This window comes from Streptomyces sp. NPDC057743, assembly GCF_042798755.1.
GTDB lineage: Bacteria > Actinomycetota > Actinomycetes > Streptomycetales > Streptomycetaceae > Streptomyces.
Genome location: NZ_JBHVJX010000100.1, coordinates 1 through 3,698 on the forward strand (window position 1 = coordinate 1; position 3,698 = coordinate 3,698).

Genomic DNA, 3,698 nt, shown 5'->3' on the forward strand with positions numbered 1-3,698 from the left:
CGGCTCTTCCGCCGAGCCCGCTGCAGCCCCAACCGACTGACGTCAATGACCAAAGCGGTCCTCACCCTGGAGCAGCACCGCTGAAGAAGCTCACTCTCCACGAAACCCGGGGCTTGACAGTACGTGCCGGGAGCAATACCCGAGAGCTTCCCAACACCCCAAACACCACCACGAATTGATCGCCTACACCATCATGCAGGACACAGCACCAGCAAGGCTTGCTCGAAGCAACCTGGCCTCCGCCACGGCGAGTTGATCTCCCGTCGGCGAGCGTAGGTCAGCCATGAGACGTGCTCGACGAGCTCGTGCGGTACGTCGAGCACGGAAGAATACGGAATCAGCGAAGCCCCCGTGGTTGGTGTGATGAGTGGAATCACCACACCAACCACGGGGCTTCGTCGGTCACCCTGCACCCCACTTGACCAGGAACTTCACCCTCTCAGGGATAGGATGAAAGAGGCTCACTGATCAAGGGTATTGCGACAAGCGTTAGCGCTCAAGCGCCGTCAGAGGGGCAGGCCTAGGCTGTCGTCGAGCTCGGTGCCAAGCCAGCGTGTTTCGTCGAGCCTTTCGGCTAGAAACCGTGCGCGGTACACGCGGTCGGTGACTCCCAGCTCGCGAGCGATGACAGATGGCTGGAGCCCTGACTCTTGGGCTGCTGCGAACTGCACGACGCTGATGAGTTTGCGCGCTGCCCACATCTCGGCTTCGCGTTCCTGGGCGATGGACGCGATGGTCACCACGCTGTCGTCTCCGTACGCGCATCGTCGGTGTTCCAGTGTGATGTGGGCCAACTCGTGCGTGAGGGCGCAGCGCTTTTGAATGGGGTGTAGGCCCAGGCCGCAGTACACCCTGCATCGCTCTGGGTCCCAGGCCGCGAGAGTGTCCTGAAGCGGGAGATACTGGACGGGGATGTTGAGCTTCTCGAGTTCCGCCACAGGATCGAACGTGTGCATGCAGTTCCTCTCCGAGACCATGCCGGCAGGCTCAGGCGCCTCTCAGTGAGTGAGAAGCCCACAGTTGAGAAAAGCTCGACTTACGCACCGGGTAGGTTCGGCACGCGACTACGTCTGCAGCTATCACTCGAAACGGCTAATTGCGCAGTACAGGTTCAGCCTCTGCCTGCAGGCTTCTCCTTCGCTCGCCCGTGTTCCTGTTCTTGCGTGTTGACGGATGAGGTCAAGGTCGGCGAGGGAGATCTGGCCGGTGCCGTCGCTGCTGTAAGTGACGAGGGGGTCGTCGTCGCGCTCCGGCGCCTGCCTGACGTAGGCTGTATGCATGAGGGGATGGGGGAGCTCGAGGGCGTCGGTCGTTGTGGCCGGCGTGGCGTGCCTGCGGCCAGGATCGCGTCGATGACGCTGAGGACGACGTCGCGTTCGCTGCGCGAGAGCAGGTTGGCGCGAGGGGGGAGGGCGAAGGGCGGGGCGTTCGCGGAAGATTCCCGCGGCCTGTTCGAGGTGGGTACGTGGCAGGTCCAGGGCCAAGGCGAGGTCGTCGAGGGTTTCGTACTCCGGTGTGCTGCCCGCGGGCGATACGGCCGATTGTGGCATGGCTGATGTGTCCTTGACCGCGTGCTGCCGCAGCCCGGAAGCTCAACGGGCGCCGAGGAGAGCCAAGTTCGGCCAGGCGGGCCACTACGAGCTCTTGCAGATTGGCTTCGTTCACTTCAAGCGGCAGCATTTGTCCATCAGTTCTGGCGGCGGAACGCGGTTTGCGGGGCCGTGGATGTTCACGAGAAACGGCTCTGGCTCAACTTCTGTGACTCGGGCACTCTCCGTCACGCTAATAGGACGCGCTTGCGGAGAAGTTGGTGTCCCGCCCGCCCGAACATCTGGCGCTTGAGCATCCTGATCCGGTTGACATGACCTTCGACTGCGCCCGAGCTCCAGGGCAGGGTGAGTCCGGCGATGACTGCGTCGAGGTCGCGGTCGATGCCGGCGGCGAGAGTGTGGAGGCTGGGTAGATCGTCCTGCCGGACGGCGGCGAGCCAGTCCGGGAGACGCTCGCCCTGGCGCTCGGTCAGCATGACCGCGAAGGCGCGGACGTGCCGGGTGAGCGCGTCGATCTCGGGGCAGTGGGTGCGGACGGTTTTGAGCAGCAGTTGTTCGAACTCGGGAAGGGTTTCCGGTCGTCGGAGAATCCATCCGGCGACCGTTCGGGGTGAGGGCGGCCGGGCGACCACCGGCCGCGGGGAGGTGCGCTTCTTGTGCAGGTAGGCGCGAACGCGCTGGTAGCTGCCCTGTAGCCGAGCGGCACGATCTCCTCCCACAGTTTCCAGGCGTTGGTGCAGCCCTCGTTCCACCGGTCATCCAGGTAGGGCTTGTAGTCATCGAGGACCGACGGCCGGTTCTGCCACTGTCCGGTGAAAAGCTCCTCCGGCCTCGCAACGTCGGCGAACTGCTTGACGGTCCGCCAGGTCATGCCGAGCTGACGCTGGACCGAGCGACGGCTGTGCCTGGCCTCCAGCAGCGCGTGGACGTCGGCGTGCCGGGCCCTGGTGCGGTCAGCGAAACGATGGCCGGTCGGCCATGGCGAGCCAGAGGAATCTTCCGTCGGCGCAGGCTCCGGATCAGGTTCGGGGGCGGCGGTGACAAGGGCGCGGAGGCAGCGGCGGTGCTGAGCAACAGCTCGTTCGGCAGCCTCGCTCACGTTGTGCCAGAGGTGCCACCGGTCCGCGACCTGAACCGCCTGAGGAGCGCCGGCGGTGGCACCTTCAGCGAAGAACGGCGCCCGGTCTCGGCAGATGACCTCAACACCCGGCCGCGCGGCGAGCCAGGCCGCCAGACTGGACGCCTCCCGGTCGGGCAGCAGGTCGACAGGGTGGCGGGTCTCGACATCGATAAGGACGGTGCCGTAGTGCCGGCCCTTCCGGGTCGCGTACTCGTCGACACCGACCACCCGCGGTGCGACCACCTCGGGCTCGGGAAGCGCGTCAACCAGCCGCAGCACCGTGCTTCGGCTGACGGAAACGCCGAGAACCCTGGCGATGCGGGCCCCGGCTCGGCCCGCGAGGGCTAGGCCGACCGACGCCAGGTTCGAGCGCAACCGTTCGGTCCGCTGACTGTGCCGACGCGTCAGGCCCGGTATCTGCTCGACGAAGGTACGGCGTGCGCAGCCCGAGTTTCTGCAGGTGAACCGCCGGACCCTCAACTGAAGGACGACCCGTCGACCTCCGCTGGGAACATCAGCGGGAAACCGCAGGTAGGAACCGTGAACCCGGTTCGACCAGACACCACAGACGGGGCACGCGGCGCCGTCGGCGGTGCATTGCGCATCAACGCGCACTATCGCGATGTTCACGTCTACCGACAGCACCGCGACGGCCGCGATCGACGGGAACAACAACTCCCTGAGCCAGAGCAGGACCTCTTCCACGGCCCTGAACAATCAGCCCAACTGCGTTGCCCAGGGGGCATTTTCAGGCGACTTCACCCACAGCTCGAAGAGGCCCATCAGTCACGGAGAGTGCCCGAGTCACAGAAGTTGAGCCAGAGCCACGACTCGTGAACAAAGCCACGCAGATCATCTTCCATGGCAGTGAGCCTTTTCCATCCTCACTCTGAGCTTCTTCAGCGGTGCTGCTCCAGGGTGAGGACCGCTTTAGTCATTGACGTCAGTCGGTTGGGGCTGCAGCGGGCTCGGCGGAAGAGCCGCCAGGTCTTCAGGCGGGCGAAGGCCTGCTCAACAGGGCTGCGTAG

Annotated in this window: 3 protein-coding genes and 2 pseudogenes; all 5 read right to left on the minus strand. The window is 65.1% G+C overall.

Going from position 1 to position 3,698, the window contains the following annotated elements; genetic code table 11:
• Positions 1–203: 203 nt before the first annotated feature.
• A pseudogene (locus ACFVFQ_RS38435) lies at positions 204–380 on the minus strand (IS5/IS1182 family transposase); the annotation flags it as partial.
• 126 nt (positions 381–506) lie between these two features.
• Positions 507–977 (minus strand): ImmA/IrrE family metallo-endopeptidase, encoded by a 471-nt coding sequence (locus ACFVFQ_RS38440; protein WP_383425345.1) that lies wholly within the window; start codon positions 975–977, stop codon positions 507–509.
• 800 nt (positions 978–1,777) lie between these two features.
• Positions 1,778–2,101, minus strand: a complete 324-nt coding sequence (locus ACFVFQ_RS38445; RefSeq protein WP_383425350.1) for a transposase — start codon at positions 2,099–2,101, stop codon at positions 1,778–1,780.
• Entirely contained in the window at positions 2,020–3,375 is a 1,356-nt protein-coding gene (locus ACFVFQ_RS38450) for an ISL3 family transposase (RefSeq protein WP_383425347.1), read from the minus strand. Before ACFVFQ_RS38450 ends, ACFVFQ_RS38445 begins: the two co-directional genes overlap by 82 nt.
• Positions 3,376–3,569: 194 nt before the next feature.
• Positions 3,570–3,698, minus strand: a pseudogene (locus tag ACFVFQ_RS38455) (IS5/IS1182 family transposase); the annotation flags it as partial.